Here is a 22,993-nt window from a genome sequence, read left to right on the forward strand (position 1 = left end):
ACAAATTTCAGATTTCGGGATTGACACGTCGCTAATTGTGCAACAATTTCCCTCTCAGAAGCACAATGCTCGCACAGGAGGGGATGAAGATGCGCAAGGTAGCAAAATGCGCGAGCCTGTTGGTACTGGCCACCACGGCCGCGTTTCCGACGATCGTAACCGCCCAGGAAACCGCAGAGCCGCAGCCCGCCCAGACGGCCGACGGCGCGGTCGCCGATATCGTCGTCACCGGCATTCGTCAGAGCCTGAGCAAGGGCATCGAGACCAAGCGCCAGGCTGTCACCTTCGTTGACTCGATCGTGGCCGAGGATGTCGGCAAGCTGCCCGATCAGAATATCGCGGAATCGCTCCAGCGCGTGTCGGGCGTGCAGATCCGCCGCTCGCTGGGCGATGGCACCAGCGTGTCGATCCGTGGCCTGCGTCAGAACCGGACCGAGGTGAATGGCCGGTCGCTGGTCAGCCCCTTTGGTCGTGGTCCCGGCGTACCGGCCGATGCCGATTTCAATCCGCTGTCGCTTTATCCCGCCGAACTGATCAGCCGCCTGGAAGTCACCAAGCTGCTGTCGGCCGACCAGATTGACGGGTCGCTGGGCGGCACGGTCAACATCATCACGCGCAAGCCGCTCGACGCGCCGAACACGATGGTCGCCGGCCGGATCGAGGGAAGCTATGCCGACATGCTCGACCGCAAGGGTGTCAGCGGTTCGCTGCTTTATTCGCGCAATTTCGATGATCGGTTTGGCGTGCTGGTGAATGTGACTGCATCCGACCGGCCGATCCAGGAAGACAGCTTCAACAGCTTCGCCGGCTTCCTGCCGCTGACCGGCGCGTTCGACCCCAATGGCGATGGCGTGGCCGACAATGATCCCAATGGCGACGGTCTGGCCGGCACCTATATCGCCGACCTTCGCTATCAGCGGCTGCGCGAACGCCGCAAGCGGCTTGGCGCCAATGTCGTGTTGCAATGGCGACCCACCGACGAACTGGAGTTGTCGCTGGACACCGTCTATGCCGCCGGCAAGGCCAAGCGCCGCCGCAACTGGTTCGCCGTCGCGCTGACCAGCAATGGCGCGGACTATGTCGACTACAGCTTCTCGCCCAATGAGGTGCTGGTCGCGGGCACGGTCCGCCGGCCGCTGCAGGGCAATGACGAGCGGCTGACGATCAAGGATGACTCGCTCTCCAGCGCGCTGAACCTGCGTTATGAGAAGGGGCCGTGGACGATCAAGGCGGAGGGCAGCTATTCGGATGCCCAGCTCAATTACAACCAGACCTATGTCCGCACCCAGACGCGGGCATCCTATCTGACCTCGTTCGATTTCACCGGCGGCGGCGTGCCGCAACTGACCCTTCCGTCGGGCGTCGACCTGCTCGATCCGTCGCTCTACAATTATTCCAACTTCTTCGATAACCGCTTTGAATCCAATGCGAAGGAATATGCCGGCCGGGTCGACCTGCGCTATGCGATCGAAAGCGGCGTGCTGGACTCCTTCGAGGTCGGCGGTCGTATCGCCAAGCTCAAGACCGCGCGCAATTCGCTCCTGTCACAGCTCACCTCCTCGGTCCGCCTGACCGATCGGGATGCGGCGCTCTATGAGGTCGGCAGCTTCCCCGATCTGCTGGGTGGCAAGGCGCCCTTCGCCCAATCCTATCTGGTCGGCAATCCGTTCGGCACCGGCGCGGACTTTGCCTGCGAGGCGATATTGGGCAGTTGCACGCCGCGCGTCCTAGACCCCACTGCCTCCTACAAGCTCGATGAAGTCACCAAGGCGGGCTATGTGAAGCTCAATCTGAAGGGTGATCTGGGCAGCATTCCCTTCTCCGGCAATATCGGCCTGCGTTACACCCGCACCGACCGTGATGCGGTGTCCGCGCTGCGCCGCGCCGACGGGACGTTCCAGCCGGTCACCGCATCGCCCTCCTATGAGGACTGGCTGCCGAGCGCGGTGCTGAAATTCGACCTGACCGACAAGCTGGTGGCCCGTGTCGGTGCGGCCAAGGTCGTCGGCCTGCCGGACTCGCAGGATCTGAGCCCCGGCTTGCTGCTCAACCGCATCGTCTATACCGGGACCGGCGGCAATCCGAACCTCAAGCCCTTCCGCGCGGATCAGTATGACGTGTCGCTGGAATGGTATTTCCGCCAGGGTTCGGCGCTGACGGTCGGCCTCTTCTACAAGGATATCGGCTCCTTCCTGACCACCCGCTCGACCTTCGAGGATGTGCCGGGCGAGACCCAGCAATTCCTGGTCACCCGCAAGGTCAATGGCGAGGGCGGCAAGCTCAAGGGCGCGGAAGTGATGCTGCAGCTGCCGTTCAACTTCCTGGATGGCTTTGCCAGCGGTTTCGGCATTCTGGCGAACTACAGCTATATCGACAGCAGCACGCCGTTCGTAAATGCTCGCACCGGCGCCACCCTGCCGCTGGAAGGGCTGTCCAAGCATAATGCCAATCTGGTCGGCTATTATGAAAAGGACGGGTTCGGCCTGCGCGTCGCCTATAATTATCGCTCGGGCTATCTCGACAGTGTGACGGCGGGTGGCGAAGGCTCCTTCTTCAAGCCCTATGAGACGATCGACGCATCGATCCGCTATGATTTCGGCGCCTTCGGTATCTATGCCGAGGCCGGCAACCTGACCAACGAGAAGCAGATCCGCTATACCGGCGCGCCCGAAGCGATCGCCCTCTATGCCGAGCAGGGCCGCCGCTTCGCCATCGGTGCCAACTTCAAGTTCTGAGGACGGGATGACTATGCTGATCGCGGGCGATTGGGGCTCGAGCAACATGCGCCTTCACCTGTGTCGGGTGGAGGAGGGGCGGCTGATCCCGGTCGAGACAGTGCGCGGCAAGGGCGCCAAAGATGTGTCCGATCATGAAACGGCGTTCCGCGCGGCGGCAGGGGACTGGATCGACCGTCATGGTCCGATGCCGGTGTTGTTGTCGGGCATGATCGGGTCGACCATCGGCTGGCGTGAGGCGGCCTATCTGCCTTGCCCCGCCGGGCCAGAGGCGATGGCCGGGGCTCTGCTGCGGTTCGAGGCGGCGGGATGCCCTATCGCGATCGTGCCGGGCCTGTCCTGCCGCAACATCTTCGGCCAGCCCGATGTGATGCGCGGCGAGGAAGTGCAATTGTTCGGCTGGCTGGCTGGCGTGGCGGATGATGATGCCGAACGGCTGATCTGCCTGCCGGGCACCCATGCCAAATGGGCGCGGACACAGGGACGGACGGTGCTGGATTTCGTCACCTCGATGCAGGGGGAAGTGCGCGAGTTGCTGCTCGCCCATGGCCTGCTGGGTCGATCGCTGGCCAAGCCCTATGATCCTGCCGCGCCGACCGACATCGCCGCGTTCGATGTCGGCGTCGGGCTGGTGGTCGATGATCCGACCTTGGCGATCGAGCATGGATTGTTCGCGCTGCGCAGTCGCATCCTGATGGGCGAACTGACCAGCGACGCCGCGCCTTTCTTCCTGTCCGGATTGATGATCGGTGCGGAAATACGCGACGCGGTCGCCGCCCATCGTGCGCGGGGTATGGCGGTGGACAGCATCGTGCTGGTCGGCGCGGAACTGCTGGTCGATCTTTACGGCCGGGTCTGCGAGCGTCTGGGGATCGTTACCGACAAGGCGGCGGGTGACGGCACCGCACTCGCCGGCCTGTCGGCGATCGTCGCGCGCATGGAGGCGGCGGCCGCATGATCGAGGGGAAGGCCCGCAAGATCAGATGGGCGATCCTGGCGATGCTGTTCGCCTCGACCGTGATCAACTATCTCGACCGGCAGGCGCTCTCGATCCTGGCGACGACGGTGCAGCAAGACCTGCATATGGATGACATCGCCTATGCGCGCGTCGTCCAGGCTTTCCTGATTGCCTATACCTTCGCCTATCTGATGGCCGGCCGGGTGACCGACTGGCTGGGCACGCGCCTGTCTTTGGCGCTGTTCGTGGGCTGGTGGTCGCTGGCGAACCTGCTGACCGGCTTCGTCCGGTCGGCAGGGGAACTGGGCGCGACGCGCTTCGCGCTGGGGCTGGGCGAGGCGGGCAATTATACCGCCGGGCCCAAGGCGGTTTCGGAACATTTTCCACCCAGGGAACGCGGCATTGCGCTTGGCATCTATACGGCCGGCGCGATGATCGGCGCAACGCTGGCGCCACCGCTGATCGCCGGCATCGCGCTGCATTTCGGCTGGCGCGCGGCGTTCATCGCCACCGGCGCGGCGGGCCTTGCTTGGCTGGTCGTCTGGCTGATGGTCTATCCGCGCAGCGCGCCGGAGCCGAAGGAGGAGCGGATCAGCGAGGGCGCCCTATGGGGCCGCATCCTGCGCGACCGGTCGGTCTGGCTGCTTGCCGGTGCCCGTGCGGTCGCCGATCCAGTCTGGTATTTCTACCTCTTCTGGTTCCCCAAATATCTGACGGACATCTATGGCCTGACCCTGATCGCGGTCGCGTCCATGGCGTGGATCGTCTATCTCGCGGCCGACCTTGGCAGCATCGGCGGCGGCTTCTTCTCCAGCCGGTTGATCGCTCGCGGTGTGGCGCCGGCAACCAGCCGCATCATCTTGATGGGCGCGGCCGCGCTGGTGGCGCCGCTCGGCGCGATCGCGGCCAGCCATCCGGCCCTGCCGATCCTGTTCGCGCTCGCCTCCGCCGTGGCCTTCGCCCATCTGGTGTTCCAGATCAATATCAGCACGCTGATCGTCGATCTCTATCCCACCCGAATCGTCGCCACCGTGTTCGGCGTGGTCGCGGCGGGCAGCGGGCTTGGCGGGCTGCTCTCGACCCAATTGGTCGGCCAGCTTGTCGCGGGCGGTGCGTTCGAACGCAGCTTCCTGCTGATGGCGCTGCTCCATCCGATCGCCTTTCTGCTTGCCTTCCTGGCGCTGCGCAGTGCGCGCCGATCCAATGGGGAAGGGCAACTCGTCCACGCATAACAACAAGTGGGAGAGGAAGATGAAGCGTTTCTATGGACTGGCAGGGGGACTGGCCCTTGCCGGAACGGCCTCGGCCGCGCTGCTGCTGAGCGATGCGACAACGACCGGCACGGGTCCGGCGGCGACCAGCGCTATCGCCAACTGGGTCAGCCTCGGCAGCCCGCTCCAGGCGACGGCGGAAGAACCCATGGCCGCTGCGCTCGCCGCCAGCATCAGTGTCGAACGGGTGCCGCGCGACGCGGATTCCTCCAACCAGGCGGCCTGGTGGGTACCGATCGCGCTGGCCCCCGACGGCACGCTCTATGTCGCCTTCGACAGTCCGCCAGCCTCCGGCGCGGCCGGCAGCCATGAGGTCAAGATCGGCAAGCGCGACACAAGTGGCACCTGGACCTTCGCCGTGCTGCGCAATCCCGATGGCACGGTCTGGACTGAGGCGGACGATATCGGCCACAAGCAGCCGACCATCGCGGTCGACGGCGCGGGCGTGCTGCATGTCTGGGCCGACATGCACAATCTGTCGGATGGCATGCGCTATTTCCGCGCCGATGCGCCCGGTGGCATGAGCTTCACCCGCCAGACCGATATCCCCGCCACCGGCCTCTATACCTATCCGGTCGCCAAGCGGGCGCCCAATGGCGACATCTATCTGATGATCCGCAGCTATGACGCGGCAACCTATGATGGCGAGGGCGAACTATATCGCTGGGCCATGTCGGGCGGCGGCAGCGCTTGGAGCCATGTCGGCACCTTTGCCGCCGCCAATGATGCGGTCGTCTATCCCGACGACATGACATTCGGCAGCGACGGCAGCGTTCATCTGCTGTGGGAATGGGCCAAGTCGCTGCCCCGGTCGCTGCGTCATTATGGCAGCTATCTGCGCTACTCGCCGACCGGCGGCGGCTGGAGCTATGCCGATGGCACAGCGGCGACGCTGCCGGTGGGCCTCGCCAATGCCAAGCTCTTCTTCCTGCCGCTCCAGTCGGGCGAGGTCTTCACCACCGACCAGACGCTCAAAGGCTTGCAGAGCGCCAAGCTGGCGCTCGACGATTATAACCAGCCGACCATCGCCTATCGCTATCGTCCGACCGACGGCAGCGGCGACGCCAATTTCGACGTCTGGCGCGTGCGCTGGAGCGGCACCGGCTGGACCAGCCGGGAAAAAGTCTACGCCGCCAGCAACAATGTGCCCGCGGCGCTGGGCATATCGCGCACGGCGGCGCAGGTCCGCGTCTATTTCGCCACCACCGGCGAAGGGCTGCGCCAGGGGCTCAAGACATCGACGGCGTCGGGCTGGACGATTACCGACCTCGCGCCCGGCAAGGCGATAACCCGGCTTACCACGGTGCCGCTGTCGGCCGACACCGACATCATCTATGGGGCCGCGCCGACCGATGTGAACAGCACCACCGGCAGCGTCTATCTGACGCAGGTCACGAACTGAAAGGGAGACGGGATGATCGGCAGTCGACGCGAATTTCTGGCGGCGGTGGCAAGTTCACCGTTGTTCGGCCGCTTTTCCGCGGCCACCGACGAGCCGACGCAGATCATCCCGCTCTGGCCCGATGGCGTGCCGGGCGGCAAGATACCGGCCATCACCGAAGTGGTGGACGACCAGATCGACACGCTGGGCTATCGCTACCGCGTCGGCATCCATGTGACGCGGCCGACCCTGTCCTGGTTCGCGGCGGCCAAGCCGACTGGCGCGGCAGTGCTGATCATTCCGGGTGGCGGCTATTCGCGGGTCGGCATCGACCGGGAAGGCTATGAATGCGCGCGCTGGATGGCTGACATGGGTATCCATGCCTTCGTCCTGCGCTATCGCCTGCCGGCCGATCGCTGGGCGGCGGGGGCAGATGTCGCGTTGCAGGATGCGCAACGGGCGATGCGACTGATCCGGGCCGGGCGCAGCGGCGGCTGGACCGTCGATCCGCAGCGGGTGCTGGTGCTGGGCGGATCGGCCGGCGGCCATCTGGCCGGAAGCCTGTGCATGCGGCCCAATGACCGCATCTATCCGATGGCGGAAAGTGCGGACCATCTGTCGGCCCGGCCGGACGGGGCGATCCTGCTCTATCCGGTGGTGACGATGGCCGGCGCCACCAATGGCGGGAGTCGAAGGTCGCTGATCGGCGACAATCCGACTGACGCCCAGATTACGGCATATTCGCTGGACAAGATCGTGGCGTCGACCACGCCGCCAATGATCCTATTCCATTCGGTCCATGACCGCACCGTCCCGGTCGACCAGTCGCTGACCCTGTTCGGCGCGGTGCGCGCGGCGCAGGGGGCGATCGACATGCATCTGTTCGACGAAGGCAGTCATGGCGTCGGCCTGCGCGGCGACCCGGCCCAGCCCTTTGCCGACTGGCCGACAATCGCGCGCAAATGGCAGGTGCGGAGCGGGCTGGTCTGAGTGTCAGGGGCTCCCGTGGAAGGAGGACATATTCTTCCAACCGATTGATCTTTTCCGTCGCATCGCGCTAAGCCCGGCCGATATTGTGGCGCCCGATCGGGTGCTGCCCGGAAAGGATGAGCATGTCCCCATATCTGAAGGCCGGCGCTGCGTTGGGCGCCTTGCTGCTGTTTCCCGTCACAGCCGCGCAGGCGCAGCAAAAGCTGACGCTGGAGCGGGTGTTCGCAAGCCCCGACCTTGCCGGCCCGCAGCCGCGTGCTCTCAAGCTCTCGCCCGACGGCAAGCTGGTGACCCTGCTCAAGCCGCGTGCCGACGAGAAGGAGCGGCTCGACCTGTGGGCGATCGACACCGCAACCGGCGCCGAACGCATGCTGGTGGATTCGAAGAAGACCGGCAGCGGCGCGGAACTGAGCGAAGCGGAAAAGATGCAGCGCGAACGCGACCGCTCGGTCGCTGGCAGCACCGGCATCACCAGCTATGACTGGTCGCCCGATGGCAAGAGCATCCTGGTGCCGGTCGATGGCGATCTCTATCTCGCCGCGCTCGACGGCAAGGTCACCCGCCTCACCGACACGCCGGACGGCGAACTCAATGGGGTGGTCAGCCCCAAGGGCGGCTTCGTGTCCTTCGTGCGCGGCGGTAACCTGTTCGTGCAGCCGATGAACGGCAGCGAGAAGCAACTGACCCAGGGCGCCAGCGATACGGTCAGCTGGGGCGTGTCGGAATTCGTCGCGCAGGAGGAAATGGATCGGCGCACCGGCTATTGGTGGTCACCGACCGACGCGATGATCGCGGTCGCGCGGGTTGATGAAAGCCCGGTCGGGATTGTCACCCGCACCGCGATTGGCGGGGAGGGCACCAAGGTTTATCAGCAGCGCTATCCGGCTGCCGGCACGCCCAACGCCATCGTAGACCTTTTCGTCATGAAGGCGGACGGCTCAGGCCAGGTCCAGGTCGATCTCGGCGCGGACAAGAACGTCTATCTCGCCCGTGTCGACTGGTCGAAGGATGGCAAGACCCTCTATGTCCAGCGCGAAAGCCGGGACCAGCAGCGCCTCGACCTGCTTGCGGTCGATCCGACGACCGGCAAGGCCAAGATCGTCCTCACCGAAACGTCGAAAAGCTGGATCAACCTCAGCAACAATTTCATGCCGCTGAGTGACGGCAGTTTTCTGTGGTGGTCGGAAAAGACCGGCCATGGCCATCTCTATCATGTGCGGGGCGGCAAATGGACCGCGCTGACCAGCGGCGAATGGGAAGTACGCGATATCGTTGGTGTGGATGAGGGCAAGAGCCTGGTCTATTTCACCGGCAACCGCGAGACGCCGCTGGAGCAGCAGCTTTATGTCACGTCGCTAGCCAAGGCCGGCCCGCTCAAGGCGCTGACTGCCGAGGGCTGGTGGAACGATGCGGTGATGGATGGTGCGGCGAGCCGGATCGTCGTCTCGCGCCAGAATGCCGACCAGCCCAAGCAGGTCTATCTGGCTGATAGCAGCGGCAAGCAGCTGCAGTGGATTTCGGAAAATGCGCTGAAGGGCGATCATCCCTATGCGCCCTATCTGGCGAGCCATGCCAGGACCGTTTTCGGCACCGTCAAGGCGGCCGATGGCAGCACCCTCTACACCAAGATGCTGACCCCGCCGATGCAGCCGGGCAAGCGCTATCCCGTCTTCATGATCCATTATGGCGGTCCGGGTGCCGGGCGCCAGGTGACCAACACCTGGAGCGGCGCGCTCAACCAATATCTGGTCGACCGGGGCTGGATCGTCTTCTCGATCGACAATCGCGGCACGCCCGATCGCGGCAAGGCATTCGAGGACCAGATCCATCGCGCCATGGGCACGGTCGAGGTCGACGATCAGTTGAAGGGCGTCGAATGGCTGAAGGCCCAGCCCTTCGTCGATCCCAAGCGGATCGCCACCTATGGCTGGTCCTATGGCGGCTATATGTCGCTCAAGCTGGCGGAAAAGGCGCCGGGCACGTTCGCCGCGATCGTCTCGGGCGCGCCGGTGACGAAGTGGGAGTTTTACGACACCCATTATACCGAGCGTTATCTGGGTCAGCCACAGGACAAGCCCAGCGCCTATCCCGGCTCGGACGCGGTCGATGACGCGGTGAAGATCAAGGATCCGCTGCTGTTGATCCACGGCATGTCGGACGACAATGTCGTGTTCGACAATTCCACCGCGCTGATGGCCAAGATGCAGGGCGCGGCCGTGCCGTTCGAACTGATGGTCTATCCGGGGCAGACGCACCGCGTCGGCGGTCCCAAGATCAGCGGTCACCTCTGGACCACGATCGAGAATTTTCTGCGCGATCAAGGTGTTGATCCGGCCAAGTGAAGGCCGGGGGTAGAGAGTAACGGATGGGTGGTGTCGGCCGTGCTGACGCCACCTCCCACCCCGTGACTATCGCTGGCAATAGCCCTTCTTTCTGGACAAATCGCGCCACTGCGCTATGCGCCACCCCGCAATGCTGCATGGAGTGGAGTGTTAAGTCATGGGTTATAAGGTCGTCGTCGTTGGTGCCACCGGTAATGTGGGCCGCGAGATGCTGACCATTCTCGCCGAACGCGAATTCCCGATTGACGAGATCGCGGCGGTTGCATCGCCCCGGTCGCAGGGCACCGAAATTGATTTCGGTGACACCGGCAAGACACTCAAATGCAAAAATATTGAACATTTCGATTTCACCGGCTGGGACATTGCCCTGTTCGCGGCCGGCTCCGGCCCGACCGCCGAATATGCGCCCAAGGCGGCGGCGGCCGGCTGCGTCGTGATCGACAATTCGTCGCTCTATCGCATGGACCCGGACGTTCCGCTGATCGTGCCCGAAGTGAACCCGGACGCGATCGATGGCTATGTGAAGAAGAACATCATCGCCAACCCCAACTGCTCGACCGCGCAGATGGTCGTGGCGCTCAAGCCCTTGCATGACGCCGCCAAGATCAAGCGCGTCGTCGTCGCCACCTACCAGTCGGTGTCGGGCGCCGGCAAGGAAGGCATGGACGAGCTGTTCGAGCAGTCGCGCAACATCTTCGTCGGCGATCCGGCCGAGCCGAAGAAGTTCACCAAGCAGATCGCCTTCAACGTGATCCCGCACATCGACGTCTTCTTGGACGATGGTTCGACCAAGGAAGAATGGAAGATGGTCGCGGAAACCAAGAAGATCCTCGATCCCAAGATCAAGCTGACCGCGACCTGTGTACGCGTGCCGGTGTTCGTCGGCCATAGCGAAGCGATCAACATCGAGTTCGAGAATGAGATCTCGGCCAAGGAAGCGCAGGACATCCTGCGTGAGGCGCCGGGCATCATGCTCGTCGATAAGCGCGAGGATGGTGGTTACATCACCCCGATCGAATGCGTTGGCGACTTCGCGACCTTCATCAGCCGCGTGCGTGAGGATTCGACCATCGAGAACGGCATCAACCTGTGGTGCGTCAGCGACAATCTGCGCAAGGGCGCGGCGCTGAACGCAGTGCAGATCGCCGAACTGCTGGGCCGTCGCCACCTCAAGAAGGGCTGAGCCTGCACATGATCTCCGGCGCTGTCGCGACATGGAAAGCCCTTCCTGTCGCGCAGCGCCGGATGATCGCCACCCTGCTGGTGGCAATCGGGCTGGCCAATGTCGCGCAGCCCTTTCCCGATCTCGCGCCGTTGCAGCATGGGCCGACTGTGCTGCTGACGATCGGCGCGCCTTGGATGCTGAGACGCTGGCCGCTGTCGAGCCAATCGGTCGGCTGCATCTGGCTGTTCCTGCTGCTTCACACATTGGGCGCGCGCTGGATCTACAGCTATGTGCCCTATGACGATTGGGCGCGGATGCTCAGCGGACATGATATTTCCAGCCTGCTTGGCCTCCATCGCAATGCCTATGACCGGCTCGTCCATTTCGCCTTTGGGGCATTGCTGACCGCACCGGTGGCGGAGATTGCGCGACGCAAGGGCAGCCTGCGCCATGGCTGGAGCCTGGCCTTCGCCTTTGCCGCGATCGGCCTTGGCAGTGCGCTTTACGAGATTTTCGAATGGCTGCTGACGGTGATCGCCGCCGGCGAGACCGCCGATTATTATAATGGCCAGCAGGGCGATGTGTGGGATCCGCAGAAGGACATGGCCGCCGCCCAGATCGGCAGCGCCCTTGCCCTGATCGCGCTCTTGCGCGGGCGCGGCGGAGATCCTATCGGCGAGGCCCCAAGCCCCGAAGGACCAGCACAATGACCGACCTGCAGATCGAACGCCATGATATCAAGGGCCTGGGCGGCCTGCCGATCGCGGTGCATGTCGTGGGACAGGGGCGCGATTTGGTGCTGATCCACGGCTATTTCTCCAACGCCTGGACCAACTGGATCCGCTACGGTCATGCCGCCAAGCTGGTGGAGGCGGGTTTCCGCCTGATCATGCCGGACCTGCGCGGCCATGGCGAAAGCGGCAAGCCGCACGATCCAGCCGCCTATCCGGCCGATGCGCTGACCGACGACAATCTGGCGCTAGTCGAGCAGATGGGCCTCACCGACTATGACCTCGGCGGCTATTCGCTGGGCGCGCGCACGACCGTGCGGATGCTGGCGCGCGGCGCGACGCCGCGTCGGGTGATCCTGGCCGGCATGGGCCTGCGCGGGCTGACCAAGACGCTCGACAAGGGTGGTTATTACAAGAAGGTGCTGACCAATCTCGGCACGTTCGAGCGCGGCACGTCGGAATGGATGACGGAGGCGTTCCTCAAGACCACCAAGGGCGACCCGGTGGCGATGCTGCATATCCTCAATACCTTCGTCGATACCGACGAGGCGACCATTGCCGGCTTCCAGCAGCCGACCGAAGTGATCTGCGGCGCCGACGATCAGGATAATGGGATTGCGCAGGAACTGGTCGATGCACTGCCCAACGGCCGCTATGTCGAGATTCCGGGCAATCATATGAACGCCGTGACCCGCAAGGAACTGGGCCAGGCGATGGTCGATTTCCTGACCGCTTGACTGTCTCGTCCGCCTAATCCACCTTGGCCCCATAAGAAGACCTGAGGGGCCAAGTTCCATGAAAATCGCCATTTCGATCGCCGCGCTTGCGGCTGCCCTTGTTGCATCGCCGGTGCTGGCGCAGCAGGCGCCGACCACGCAGCAGCCGACCGCTGCCGAGGCCGAAGCTTTCCTGACCAAGGCGGAGAAGGCGCTGTTCGATCAGTCGCTGATCAGCAGCCGGGCCGCCTGGATCAATGCGACCTACATCACCGACGATACCGATGCGCTTGCTTCCTATTTCGGCGCGATCGATACGACGATGCGGGTCGATTATGCACTGGAGGCGGCCAAGTTCGCGACTGCGCCGGGTCTGACCGAAGAGACCAGGCGCCGCCTGACGCTGCTGCGCACGGCGCTCACCTTGCCCGCGCCGACCACGCCGGGCGCCTCGCAGGAACTGAACGATCTCGCGACCAAGCTCCAGTCCACCTATGGCAAGGGCAAGGGCACGCTGAACGGCCAGCCGATCAACGGCAGCGACATTGAAGAGAAGATGGGCACGGACCGCAATCCGGACGAACTCAAGGAAATGTGGGTCAGCTGGCACGATAATGTCGGCGCCCCGATGCGCGGCGACTATGCCAAGCTGGTGACGATCGCCAACCAGGGGGCCAAGGAACTGGGCTTTGCCGACACCGGCGCGATGTGGCGGTCGAAATATGACATGCCGGCCGATGACTTCGCCAAGCTGACCGACAAGATCTGGGCCGAAGTAAAACCGCTCTACGATGATCTGCACTGCTACACTCGCACCAAGCTCAACGAGAAATATGGCGATGCAGTCCAGGCCAAGACCGGGCCGATCCGCGCGGACCTGCTCGGAAACATGTGGGCGCAGGAATGGGGCAATATCTATGACATCGTCGCGCCCGCCGGTGCCGGCGATCTCGGCTATGACGTCACCGACCTGCTGACGGCCAAGAATTACGACCCCATCAAAATGGTGAAGACGGGGGAGGGCTTCTACAGCTCGCTCGGCTTCGCGCCGCTGCCCCAGACTTTCTGGGAACGGTCGCAGATTACCAAGCCGCGCGACCGCGAAGTTATCTGCCACGCCTCCGCCTGGGATCTGGATAACAAGGACGATATCCGCATCAAGATGTGTACCAAGGTGAATGGCGATGATTTCGTCACCATCCATCATGAGCTAGGCCATAATTATTACCAGCGCGCCTATAATATCCAGAAGCCGCTCTATCTCGACGGCGCCAATGACGGCTTCCACGAGGCGATTGGCGATTTCATCGCGCTGTCGATCACGCCCGACTATCTGGTGAAGATCGGCCTGCTCGATCCGGCCAAGGTGCCGGGCACCGACAAGGATCTGGGCCTGTTGCTGCGCCAGGCGATGGACAAGGTCGCCTTCCTGCCGTTCGGCCTGCTGATCGACAAATGGCGTTGGGGTGTGTTCGACGGATCGATCCCGGAATCCAAATATGAGTCGGCCTGGACCGACCTGCGCCGCCAGTATCAGGGCATTGTCCCGCCGGTGTCCCGTGACGAGACGAAGTTCGATGCCGGCGCGAAATTCCATATACCCGGCAATACGCCCTATACCCGCTACTTCCTGGCGCGTGTGCTGCAGTTCCAATTCTATGAAGCGGCCTGCCGCCAGTCCGGCTGGAAGGGGCCGCTCCATCGTTGCTCCTTCTATGGAAACAAGGCAGTAGGCGAGAAACTTGATGCCATGTTGAAGATGGGTGCATCCAAGCCCTGGCCCGACGCGCTGCAGGCCTTCACCGGCAGCCGCGAGATGTCAGGCAAGGCGCTGGTCAATTATTTTGCGCCGCTTCAGACATGGTTGAAGACGCAGAATAAGGGCAAGTCCTGCGGCTGGTAAGTCGCCGTAAAAATTGGTAAATGGCCGGCGCATGAGCGCGCCGGCCGTTATTCTTTCCCTGCTTTTCGGTACTGCCCTGGTGATGACCATCGCCATGGGTGTTTCATGGCTGCATTTCGGCCGCCAGAGGCATGTGCTGACCTGGACCGCATCCTATGCGGTCGCCATCCTCCAATGGATCGCCAATGCAGGTGGCTATTTCCTGCACAGCCGCTGGCTGTTCATCCTGACCGGCATCGGCCTCATTGTCAGCGCGTCGCTACTGGCGATCGGCATCCGTCAGCGTTCTGGCCGCCCATTGCAGTTGCTCGCCTTTGCCGTCCCGGCTGTCCTGGTGAGCCTGGCAATGGCGATTGCGATCGGGCCGGTGGGTAGTCAGATCATGCAGGGGATGATCATTCCTGCCTATGTCGGTCTGCTCATGGCGGTCAGTGCGCTGTCACTCTGGCCGCGCAACCGGTCCTTCACGCCGCCCGAACTGGCCTTCTTCGCCGCGCTGCTCGCCTTTGCCCTGGGTCAGTTGGCGCTTGCCACATCGGCAGCCCTGATCCGTGGTCCGGAGGAGGGCAAGGAACTCTATCGCGCGATCCTGGGGCTGTTCATGCCGACCGTCTATGTCGGCACGGCGGTCACGGCCGTGCTGGTGGTGGCGGGCGACCTGGCCCAACAGCTTCGGCAGCAGATGATGCATGACCCGCTGACCAACGTCCTCAATCGTCGCGGTATCGAGGAAGCCGCCGAGCGGGCGATCGCCAATGCCCGGCGACAGGGGCGCCCTGTCGCGCTGGTCATTTGTGACCTGGATGGCTTCAAGGGGCTGAATGACGGCTATGGTCATATGGCGGGCGACGCCGCGTTGCGCGGCTTTGCCCATCTGCTGACCAACGCGGTACGGCGCGGTGATGTGGTCGGCCGCCTGGGTGGCGACGAGTTCGGCCTGCTGATGGTGGATACCGGTGCAGAGGTCGCGGCCGATGCGATGGAGCGCGTGCGGGCGGAAATCAGTTGCCTGCGCCTTGGCGAAGCTCCCCAGGCGTTGCTGCGGGCGAGCTTTGGCGTTACCGATTTGCGGCCGGATGATCGGGAGTTGGACGATCTGGTCGCGCGGGCCGATGCGGCGCTCTATGCGGCGAAGCGCGAGGGCAAGAACCGGGTCACGGTATCCCGCGCCGCCGCCTGATCCATCGGGATCGGGCAACGACGCGGGGATTTCCGCTTTACCGGAAGGGCGGCTCGTTGAAGGCGCGCAGCTTGCGGCTATGCAACTTTGGACCTTCCTGGCGCAACAGTTCGCAGGCCATCAGCCCGACGCGCAGATGGCCGGCAATGGCTTCCTCATAGAAACGGTTGGCCTGGCCGGGCAGCTTCAGTTCGCCATGGATCGGCTTGTCCGATACGCAGAGCAAGGTGCCATAGGGGACGCGGAAGCGATAACCCTGCGCCGCAATCGTGGCGGATTCCATGTCGATGCCGACCGCGCGCGACAGGCTGAAGCGCAGGGCGGAGCTGGAATAGCGCAATTCCCAGTTGCGATCGTCGGTGGTGACGACCGTGCCGGTGCGCAGGCGGCGCTTGAAATCCTCCGGGTTGCCGCCGCCCAATATTGCTTCGGCGGCGCTCGCCATCGCGACCTGAACCTCGGCGATCGCCGGCACCGGGATTTCCGGCGGCAGCATCTCGTCCAGCACATGGTCGTCACGCAGATAGGCGTGGGCCAGCACATAGTCGCCGATCCGCTGGCTGGGGCGCAGGCCGCCGCAATGGCCGATCATCAGCCAGGCTTCGGGGCGGACGACAGCGAGATGGTCACAGATCGTCTTGGCGTTGGACGGGCCGACACCGATATTGACAAGGGTGATGCCGCTGCGATCCGCGGCGATCAGATGATAGGCCGGCATCTGATGCTTGCGCCAGGCGCTGTCGGCGATCATCTGCGCGGGATCGGCGGTTTCGGGCGTAACGAAGACGCCGCCGGCACCCGACAGGGCGGTGAAGCGGCTATCTGGGCGCTGCAGTTCCTTGCAGGCCCAGTCCACGAACTCGTCGACATAGCGATGATAGTTGGTGAACAGGATATAGCGCTGCACATGCTCGGCCGGGGTGCCGGTATAGTGCTTCAGGCGCGCCAGCGAGAAATCCGTGCGCAGCCCGTCGAACAGGGCAAGCGGGCGGTCGCCTTCGGCATCCGGGGTGAACAGCCCGTCGGCGATCTCGTCGCCGATCTCGGCCAGTTCCGTTGCCGGGAAGTGGCGCGCCAGTTCGGTCGGTGGCGTGCCGTCGAGCGCATTGATGTCGAGTCCGTCCAGGACATAGGGGAAGGGGATCTGCTGATCCGACAGGCCGGTTTCGACCTCCACGCCATAGTCGCGGACCAGAAGGTCGATCTGCTCGGCGAGATAATCGGCGAACATGGCGGGCCGGGTGACCGTGGTCACATAGCGGCCGGGCTTCGACAGGCGCGCGAAGGAGCGGCCCGGCGGTGGTGCCTGGCTGTCATCCTGATAGGTGACCCGCAGTTCGGGGTAGCAGAAGCGCCGATCGGCCCGGGCCTCGGGCGGCGGAATGCTGCCATCGCGGGCATAGGCACGCATAGCATCCCGCAGATTTTCGATGGATGTCTGATAGATGGCGTCGAGTTGCGCGACGATCGCTGTGCCGATGCTCTGTGTCATCACCTCTTGCTACCGCACTTGTGTGACGGAAGGAAGATGCCAGCGAAACAATCGCACGCCCGACCGTTCCGGCCGGGCGTGCGACCCGAAAATTCAGAGCTGTTCGAGCATGAAGTCGGCCGAGGAGACCTTGAAGTCGCCCGGAGCCTCGACGTTCAGTTCCTCGACCACGCCGTCCTTGACGATCATCGAGAAGCGCTGGCCGCGCTCGCCGAGGCCGAACTTGCTGCCGTCCATGGTCAGGCCCACGGCCTGTGCGAAGCTGCCATTGCCGTCGGCCAGCATGGTCACCTTGTCATCGGCGCCGGCCGACTTGCCCCATGCGCCCATGACGAAGGCGTCGTTGACGGCGGTGCAGGCGATCTCGTCGACGCCCTTGCCCTTGAGGGCCTCGGCCTTTTCGATGAAGCCGGGCAGATGCTTGGCCGAGCAGGTCGGCGTGAAGGCGCCGGGCACCGAGAAGAGGGCAACGGTGCGGCCTGCGAAATATTCGTCCGAAACAACCTGTTCGGGGCCGTTTTCGGTCATCTTCGTGAAGGTCGTGCTGGGAAGGCGATCACCCTTGGTGATGGTCATATCTTGTCTCCTGGCCTGTGGCGTCGCGGAGTTCGTTGCTCGCGCTTCCCCTGTCAAGGGTGCGAATGTGGAATATGACATGACGCCCCTTTGCTGCGACGGTCGCCGATTGGCATCGTCGCGATTGTGCCTATATTCGCTGGCATGACCGATCCGCGCTTTTTTGGCGGCCGCTTCCTTCTGGCATTGCCGGGCATGGAGGATGAGCGCTTCGACCATTCCGTGATTGCGCTGTGCGTGCATGACGAGGATGGGGCGCTGGGTATTTCCCTGAGCGAGGAGGTCGAGGGGGTCGGCTTGCGCGACCTGCTCCAGAGTTTCGATATCGACGCTTCGGGCATTCCTGACCAGCCCGTCCTGAAAGGCGGACCGGTGGAGCCGCGGCGCGGCTTCGTGCTGCATTCGCTCGATTGGGCCGGGCAGGACATGGTGCATTCCGGGCCGGACTGGGGACTTTCCGGCTCGCTCGACATATTGAAGGCGATTGCCGAAGGGCGCGGCCCGAGCCGCTATCTTGTCGCGCTGGGCTATGCGGGCTGGGGCGCGGGCCAGCTGGAACGGGAAATGGCGGGCGAAAGCTGGTTCCTGGCCGAGGGCGATGCGGCCCTGCTGTTCGACACGCCTGCGCACCGCAAATGGCGCGCGGCCTATGCCGCCGCGGGGGTCGATTCGGCCCATCTGGTGAGTGGCGGCGGGTCGGCCTGACTTTTTTGATCCGTTGCGCTGTCGATTTTCGACCGTTGTAGAGCCAGAACAACACCAGCCATTGGCCGCTTGTTCTGTCATCGTAACTGAACCGTTTAGGGTAAATTCGCCTTAACCATAGCGCGATAGATTGCAGCAATCGGTTCCGCTCATTCTCCGTCCTTGGGGAATATGCGGGGTTATTTCATGAAGAAGATTATCTGTGCGGCGCTTGCCGCAGCGATGCCGCTCGCGCCGGCGTCGGCAGCGACCTGCTGGAAGAAGGATCATGTCGAGGCGGCGCAGGTCCGCAATTTCGAGATGATGCTGATGGTGTCGGCGCTTCGCTGCAATACGAGCGCCTATGATTTCCTGCCGGCCTATAACCAGTTCGTGCGTGAAAAGCGGACGGCCCTGGTCGAGGTGAATGACGCGCTGCGCAGCCACTTTGCGGACGTTGCGGGTCTGGAAGGCGGTCTCGACGCCTATGATGATTATGTCATCATGCTGGCGAACAGCTATGGCGCGGGTGCCGGCGGGCTGGAATGCCGGGATCTTCAGGCGATCCAGGCGGCGGCCAATGCGGTCCCGGCCAATCGGGCTGCGATCTGGAAATTGTCGGAATCTGCCGGCATTGCGCCGCGGATCGATGCGCCCCAGTGCGACATGGCGATCGCGCTGGCCAATGATCTGCTGGCCGACGAAGGTGTAAGCGGCGGCTCTGTGGGCCGATCCATCGCCATGGCCGAAGGGGCAGCGCGCCTGCCGTCCGCACAGGCTCGGGGTCCGGCCAATTAACACATAAAGAAAACTTTATATTGAGTTGCCATGCTTGGCGGCGATTGGTAAAGCCCGACCATCGCCGCCGCCTTCCTTATGCCGGCGGCCGGTCAATTTCTAATGATGGAGACAGGCTCGTGGCCACCGTACCCGCTGACAAGGCGCAGGATTATGTGATCGCCGATATCGGCCTTGCCGCCTTTGGTCGCAAGGAAATCGAGATCGCCGAAACCGAAATGCCCGGCCTGATGGCTCTGCGCGCCGAATTCGGTGCGTCGCAGCCGCTCAAGGGCGCGCGCATCACCGGCTCGCTGCACATGACGATCCAGACCGCCGTTCTGATCGAGACGCTGACCGCGCTGGGCGCGCAGGTCCGCTGGGCGACCTGCAACATCTATTCGACGCAGGACCATGCCGCCGCCGCGATTGCCGCGTCGGGCGTGCCGGTCTTCGCCGTCAAGGGTGAAAGCCTTCAGGAATATTGGGACTATGTCGAGCGCATCTTCGACTGGCACAATGACGACAGCGGCGTCTGCAACCTGATCCTCGACGATGGCGGCGACGCCACCATGTTCGCCCTGTGGGGCGCCCGCGTCGAAGCTGGCGAAGAGCTGTTCACGCCGTCGAACGAGGAAGAAGAAATCTTCTGCGCCGTGCTGAAGCGCGTTCTGGCCGAGCGTCCGGGCTTCCTGACCAAGACCGTCCAGTCGATCAAGGGCGTGTCGGAAGAAACCACCACCGGCGTTCACCGCCTGTATGAACTGTCGAAGAAGGGCAAGCTGCCCTTCCCGGCGATCAACGTCAACGACAGCGTCACCAAGTCGAAGTTCGACAACCTTTATGGCTGCAAGGAATCGCTGGTCGACGCCATCCGTCGCGGCACCGACGTCATGCTGGCCGGCAAGGTCGCCTGCGTTGCCGGTTTCGGTGACGTCGGCAAGGGTTCGGCCGCATCGCTGCGCAATGGCGGCGCCCGCGTCCTCGTGACTGAAGTCGATCCGATCTGCGCCCTGCAGGCCGCGATGGAAGGTTATGAAGTCGTGACGATGGAAGAAGCCGCGCCGCGCGCCGACATCTTCGTCACCGCGACCGGCAATGAAGGCGTTCTGACCGTCGATCATATGCGCGCCATGAAGAATATGGCGATCGTGTCGAACATCGGTCACTTCGACAGCGAGATCGAAATCGCCGGCCTCGCCAACATGAAGTGGACCGAGATCAAGCCGCAGGTCGACGAAGTCGAATTCCCCGATGGCAAGAAGATCATCGTCCTGTCGAAGGGCCGTCTGGTCAACCTGGGCAACGCCACTGGCCACCCCAGCTTCGTGATGTCGGCCAGCTTCACCAACCAGACGCTGGCGCAGATCGAGCTGTGGACCAAGAGCGAGACCTACGGCAACGACGTCTATGTCCTGCCCAAGCATCTGGACGAGAAGGTCGCCGCGCTGCACCTGGAAAAGCTGGGCGTCAAGCTGACCCAGCTCAGCCAGCGTCAGGCCGACTATATCGGCGTGCCGGTCGAAGGCCCGTTCAAGCCGGACCACTACCGCTACTAAAAATTGGAAAGGGGGAGGGCCATCCTCCCCCTTTTACCTTATCCGATGCCCGGACCATGCTGTGCCGGGCATTCATCATATCTGGGCGCTTTCCGCCGGCGCCAAGTTGCGTTAGGCCCGTGGCCATTGGTCTGTATGAACGATAAACAACTGGTCGCGAACGGGATGGGAATGGCGCAATGGGGTCTATGAGCCCGCTTGCCACTTTGTTGCTGGGCACGGTGATGGCCGGCTGGCTGGGGGCTGCGATATGGGCGCTGATCACGGGTCAGCGCATGCGCCGCGCAGGGATGCAGGCGCAGGGCAAGCTGGATCGGCTGACGACGCTGCTGGCGTCGGCGCCGGCTGCGCCCGTCATCATTCATCCTGACGGCCGGATGGAGGCCGCCGACCGGCTGGGCAAATGGCTGGGCCGGGACCGCGTGCCGACCTTCGTGTCCGAACTGACGGCGCCCGATGGCGGGCTTGAGCCGGCCGATGCTGCCGCACTGGGGCGCGAGATCGGCGCCGCACAGAAAGCGGGCAAGAGTTTTTCGCTGCCGATCCGGGGCAGCGGTTCGTCGCGCACGCTGCTGGTTCGCGGTGCGCCCGCCGGGCCGGCGCTGGCCGCCAATGGCGGCGTCGTGCTGTGGATCTTCGACGCGACCGACAGCCAGGCGGAAATCCAGGCGCTGAGCGCGACCGTCGGGCAATTGCGCGAGGCGCTGGAGGCGCTCGCCGGGCTGGTCGAGGCCGCACCCTTCCCGATGTGGCACCGCACGCCCGATCTGCGCCTGAGCCTGGTCAACAGCGCCTATGTCCGCGCCGTCGATGGCGCCGGCGCCCATGACGTGATCATGAACGGCACCGAACTGGTCGAGAATGTGAACGGCTTCAGCCCGCAGGACGCCGCAGCACAGGCGCTCGACGAGGGCAATTCGCTTGCGCGTATCGTTCCGGCAACAATCGACGGCGAACGGCGGACCATGCGCGTCGTCGACGTGCCGCTGGGCGCGGCCGGTGTCGCAGGTTTCGCAATGGACCAGCATGAGCTGGAACAGGCGCGGGTCGAGCATCGCCGGCTGGAAGCGGCGCAGCGCGATCTGCTCGATCGGCTGTCGGCCGGTGTTGCGCGCTTCGGTCCCGACCGGGCGCTGCGTTTCTGGAACCAGCCCTTCATCAGCCTGTTCGGCCTGAAACAGGAAGCGCTCACGGATGCACCGCTGTTCGAGCGTGTGCTGGATCAGATGCGCGATGCGCGCCGCCTGCCGGAAAATCGCGACTTTCCGGCCTGGCGCGCGGAGCGGCGCGACTGGTTCCTGTCTCCTGATCCGCTGGAGGAGAACTGGCTGCTGGTCGATGGCACGCATTTGCGCGTCTATGCCCAGCCGCTGCCCGATGGCGGCCTGTTGCTGATCTTCGAGGATCGGACCGAGCAGGTGCAATTGTCGAGCGCGCGCGATACGCTGCTGCGGGTGCGGACCGCGACCTTCGACAATCTGTTCGAGGCGATCGGCGTCTTCTCGTCGGATGGGCGCTTGCATCTGTGGAACAGCCGTTTCCGCACCATCTGGGACATCAGCGAAGAGGCGCTGGGCAAACATCCTCGCATCGATGAGTTGATGCGCGCCGTGCAGAGCCGCCTTGCCAAGCCGCAGCAGAGCAATCTGGTGCGCGAACTGGTCCGCGCGGCGACGGTCGAGCGCAAGCAGCGTGTCGGCCATGTCGGCTTTGCCGACGGGCGCATCTTCGAATTTGCCGCCATTCCGCTGCCGGATGGCAATGCGCTGTTCACCATGCTGGATGTCACCGACAGCCGGCGGGTCGAGCAGATGTTGCGCGACCGCAACGAGGCGCTGGAGCAGGCCGACAAGGTCAAGACCGCCTTCGTCACCAACATGAGCTATGAATTGCGCACGCCGCTGACGACCATCGCCGGCTTTGCCGAGATGATGAGTGCCGGCTATGCCGGCGAACTCAGCGACAGCGCGGTCGAATATGTGAACGGTATCCTGCAGAGCACCGGGCGCCTGTCGATGCTGATCGACAATGTGCTCGACCTGACCCAGGGCGAGGCCGGCACCTTGCCGATCGAACGCAGCGAGGTCGATCTGGCGGCGCTGGTGCGCGCCAGCGTCGCGCGCATCGACGCCGAGGCAAAGGCCAAGGGGATCGATCTTGCCGTCACCCTGCAGGATACGCTGGGGGTGATCCAGGGCGATGCACGCCGGATCGGCCAGGCGGTCGATCATCTTCTGGAAAATGCGGTACGCTATTGCGGCTCGGGCGCACGGGTGCTGTTGCACGGCGATGGCGGCCCCGATCTCGCCCGCCTTGTCGTGTCGGACAATGGCCCCGGCATCGATGCCACCCGGCAAGCCACGATCTTCGATGCGATCAGCCGCGCCGAACAGAATCGCAAGGGCGCCCGCGCGACGATCGGCCTGCCGCTGGTCAAGCAGTTGGCACAAGCCCATGGCGGCACGTTCGAACTGGTATCGGAGCCGGGGCAGGGAACGATGGTCGTGATCGAGCTGCCCCGTGGCTGAGCTGG

17 protein-coding genes are annotated in these 22,993 nt (G+C 63.9%); 15 read left to right on the forward strand and 2 right to left on the reverse strand.

Annotated features, from left to right (window positions below):
- Nucleotides 1-89: 89 nt before the first annotated feature.
- The 11 genes from ACI6S0_RS07815 (at nt 90) to ACI6S0_RS07865 (ending at nt 15,372) form a co-directional block, all read left to right on the forward strand.
- Nucleotides 90-2,735, forward strand: coding sequence for a TonB-dependent receptor (locus ACI6S0_RS07815; protein ID WP_434405415.1), 2,646 nt, complete (start codon nt 90-92; stop codon nt 2,733-2,735).
- A 7-nt stretch (nt 2,736-2,742) separates the two neighbouring features.
- A complete protein-coding gene (locus tag ACI6S0_RS07820; protein WP_434405416.1) occupies nt 2,743-3,693 on the forward strand; it encodes a 2-dehydro-3-deoxygalactonokinase in 951 nt (316 codons plus the stop codon).
- On the forward strand, nt 3,690-4,925 hold the full coding sequence (locus ACI6S0_RS07825; RefSeq protein ID WP_434405417.1) for an MFS transporter: 1,236 nt from the start codon (nt 3,690-3,692) through the stop codon (nt 4,923-4,925). Before ACI6S0_RS07820 ends, ACI6S0_RS07825 begins: the two co-directional genes overlap by 4 nt.
- Before the next feature lie 19 nt (nt 4,926-4,944).
- Nucleotides 4,945-6,366, forward strand: a complete 1,422-nt coding sequence (locus tag ACI6S0_RS07830; protein ID WP_434405418.1) for a BNR-4 repeat-containing protein — start codon at nt 4,945-4,947, stop codon at nt 6,364-6,366.
- A gap of 12 nt (nt 6,367-6,378) precedes the next feature.
- Nucleotides 6,379-7,335 (forward strand): alpha/beta hydrolase, encoded by a 957-nt coding sequence (locus tag ACI6S0_RS07835; protein ID WP_136187277.1) that lies wholly within the window; start codon nt 6,379-6,381, stop codon nt 7,333-7,335.
- 122 nt (nt 7,336-7,457) lie between these two features.
- Nucleotides 7,458-9,677, forward strand: coding sequence for an alpha/beta fold hydrolase (locus ACI6S0_RS07840; protein WP_434405419.1), 2,220 nt, complete (start codon nt 7,458-7,460; stop codon nt 9,675-9,677).
- Nucleotides 9,678-9,834: 157 nt separating this feature from the next.
- Nucleotides 9,835-10,860 carry an aspartate-semialdehyde dehydrogenase gene (locus tag ACI6S0_RS07845; RefSeq protein WP_004207185.1) on the forward strand — a complete coding sequence of 342 codons (1,026 nt, stop codon included), beginning with the start codon at nt 9,835-9,837 and terminating at the stop codon, nt 10,858-10,860.
- Between the two features lie 8 nt (nt 10,861-10,868).
- Complete coding sequence (locus ACI6S0_RS07850; RefSeq protein WP_434405420.1) at nt 10,869-11,552, forward strand: DUF2238 domain-containing protein; 684 nt, start codon at nt 10,869-10,871, stop codon at nt 11,550-11,552.
- Nucleotides 11,549-12,310, forward strand: a complete 762-nt coding sequence (locus ACI6S0_RS07855; RefSeq protein ID WP_214866596.1) for an alpha/beta fold hydrolase — start codon at nt 11,549-11,551, stop codon at nt 12,308-12,310. Before ACI6S0_RS07850 ends, ACI6S0_RS07855 begins: the two co-directional genes overlap by 4 nt.
- Before the next feature lie 58 nt (nt 12,311-12,368).
- A complete protein-coding gene (locus tag ACI6S0_RS07860; protein ID WP_434405421.1) occupies nt 12,369-14,192 on the forward strand; it encodes a M2 family metallopeptidase in 1,824 nt (607 codons plus the stop codon).
- Nucleotides 14,193-14,223: 31 nt separating this feature from the next.
- Nucleotides 14,224-15,372, forward strand: a complete 1,149-nt coding sequence (locus ACI6S0_RS07865) for a GGDEF domain-containing protein (RefSeq protein ID WP_169860944.1) — start codon at nt 14,224-14,226, stop codon at nt 15,370-15,372.
- 37 nt (nt 15,373-15,409) lie between these two features.
- On the opposite strand, the gene ACI6S0_RS07870 is transcribed toward ACI6S0_RS07865, so the two are convergent.
- Together ACI6S0_RS07870 and ACI6S0_RS07875 are read right to left on the reverse strand one after the other, a co-directional pair.
- On the reverse strand, nt 15,410-16,864 hold the full coding sequence (locus tag ACI6S0_RS07870) for an AMP nucleosidase (protein WP_434405422.1): 1,455 nt from the start codon (nt 16,862-16,864) through the stop codon (nt 15,410-15,412).
- A gap of 93 nt (nt 16,865-16,957) precedes the next feature.
- The gene (locus ACI6S0_RS07875) at nt 16,958-17,440 is read right to left on the reverse strand and encodes a peroxiredoxin (RefSeq protein WP_434405423.1); all 483 of its coding nucleotides are present in this window, start codon (nt 17,438-17,440) and stop codon (nt 16,958-16,960) included.
- 144 nt (nt 17,441-17,584) lie between these two features.
- Between ACI6S0_RS07875 and ACI6S0_RS07880 the strand changes: the two genes are divergently transcribed.
- From ACI6S0_RS07880 to ACI6S0_RS07895, 4 genes are all read left to right on the forward strand, one after another.
- On the forward strand, nt 17,585-18,145 hold the full coding sequence (locus ACI6S0_RS07880; protein ID WP_434405424.1) for a YqgE/AlgH family protein: 561 nt from the start codon (nt 17,585-17,587) through the stop codon (nt 18,143-18,145).
- 186 nt (nt 18,146-18,331) lie between these two features.
- Nucleotides 18,332-18,922, forward strand: a complete 591-nt coding sequence (locus ACI6S0_RS07885; protein ID WP_004207177.1) for a hypothetical protein — start codon at nt 18,332-18,334, stop codon at nt 18,920-18,922.
- A gap of 119 nt (nt 18,923-19,041) precedes the next feature.
- Nucleotides 19,042-20,460 (forward strand): adenosylhomocysteinase, encoded by a 1,419-nt coding sequence (ahcY, locus tag ACI6S0_RS07890; protein ID WP_010338767.1) that lies wholly within the window; start codon nt 19,042-19,044, stop codon nt 20,458-20,460.
- Nucleotides 20,461-20,639: 179 nt separating this feature from the next.
- Entirely contained in the window at nt 20,640-22,988 is a 2,349-nt protein-coding gene (locus tag ACI6S0_RS07895; RefSeq protein WP_004207175.1) for a sensor histidine kinase, read from the forward strand.
- Nucleotides 22,989-22,993: the final 5 nt, after the last annotated feature.

It is taken from the genome of Sphingobium sp. DN12 (genome assembly GCF_051058005.1).
GTDB lineage: Bacteria > Pseudomonadota > Alphaproteobacteria > Sphingomonadales > Sphingomonadaceae > Sphingobium > Sphingobium yanoikuyae.